This window comes from Solimonas aquatica, assembly GCF_900111015.1.
Lineage (GTDB): Bacteria > Pseudomonadota > Gammaproteobacteria > Nevskiales > Nevskiaceae > Solimonas > Solimonas aquatica.
On record NZ_FOFS01000031.1, the window covers coordinates 1 to 1,184 of the forward strand.

Below are 1,184 nucleotides of genomic sequence, written 5' to 3' on the forward strand. Positions count from 1 at the left end.
CCGCCCGCAACACCCGATCACGCAAATCCTGCGAATAGGCTTGCATATAGATGCCTCCTTTTTCGGAGAAGCATCCATGTTAAGCCAACGTATATAATTAAATCAAAAATGCTCTAGGAGTCGTTGCGGCCGATGAGGGAGCGAAGTCGCTCTTCATTTTCGTTGAGCCAAGCGGTGCGCCTTTCGTAGATGTCGCCCCAGAACAGGCTCTGCCAATCACTGTAAGTGTTCCTGTAACTGCGCCGAGTGAACTCGGCGAAAGTGTTCATGGAGCCATCGTTGCGTTCGATGGCGGCCAGGCATTCCGACTCATCCTGCTCACAGAGGGATCGAAGGGTTTCCAGAGTGTCTGCCTGCTCATTCGCTCCGATGAGTCTGTAACCCTTTTGGGCCGTCTCAAGAATGGAGCGCCAGTTGGGTAGACAGTTCCAGAGGAACTGCGACCAACCGCCGTTGGAGATGTTGTACTCAATTACGTTGAAAGCGTAGAGCATTCGTGTTTCGAGCGGTGGCAGTCGATCCGCCGGCATATCCTCGTCAAACCACACCGGACCGTTCGGATATCTCGCATTCAGCCACTCGTAAATCAATTCCTCAACGGGTGCTGTGGTCATGTTTTTCACGCCTAATGATTCAGCTAACGCGTGCCCCAATTACGGGTCGTCGCACTGAGCGTCCCTTGGGGTCTGCTGTTGTCGTGTTTCTCTCCATCATTGCTGGGGAGGCTCAGTGATCGTGGCAACCATCACTTTGCCGGTGTCTGCGCGAACGATGGTATCAGGAAAGGTCCCAGGGGTTGCCGCTGGAGACATGCTGCGCACGGTCCAGACTCCATCACTAAGCGTGGCCGCGTATGGCTCAAAGCGTGCTATGGAGGCAGCGGAGAAAATCGGAATCGCTCCGTGCTGCTTCTGATCAATAGACGACCATGCTGAACGAGCGGCAGCAATCGCTTCTTCTGGCGTCTCAATTCGCATTTTCCTGAAGCTCCCACAGCCGAATAGGAACGTCACCGCCAGCGTCATGGCAACAATGACCCGCTTGCGCATAAACGCGCTGACATGGGTCTGAAATGGAGGCGTGGTGAATGGGGACTTCCTACGAAAAAGTGGACACCTTATGGTTAACTGCACAGCGCTTCGAACTCCGCTGGTGTTTGGTACCCGAGCGATGAGTGTAGCCGT

2 protein-coding genes are annotated in these 1,184 nt (G+C 54.2%); both read right to left on the reverse strand.

Translation table 11 applies throughout. The features are described 5' to 3' along the window. Positions 1-113 precede the first annotated feature (113 nt). The gene (locus BMY12_RS19815; RefSeq protein WP_093289744.1) at positions 114-614 is read right to left on the reverse strand and encodes a DMP19 family protein; all 501 of its coding nucleotides are present in this window, start codon (positions 612-614) and stop codon (positions 114-116) included. A gap of 96 nt (positions 615-710) precedes the next feature. Continuing rightward, a partial coding sequence (locus BMY12_RS20125) for a hypothetical protein (RefSeq protein WP_218140282.1) occupies positions 711-1,184 on the reverse strand: 474 nt, incomplete at its 5' end.

What these genes read in the sequence shown, in the direction of transcription:
- BMY12_RS19815 (WP_093289744.1), bottom strand. Translation starts at nt 614, where the DNA reads ATGACCACAGCACCCGTTGAGGAATTGATTTACGAGTGGCTGAATGCG.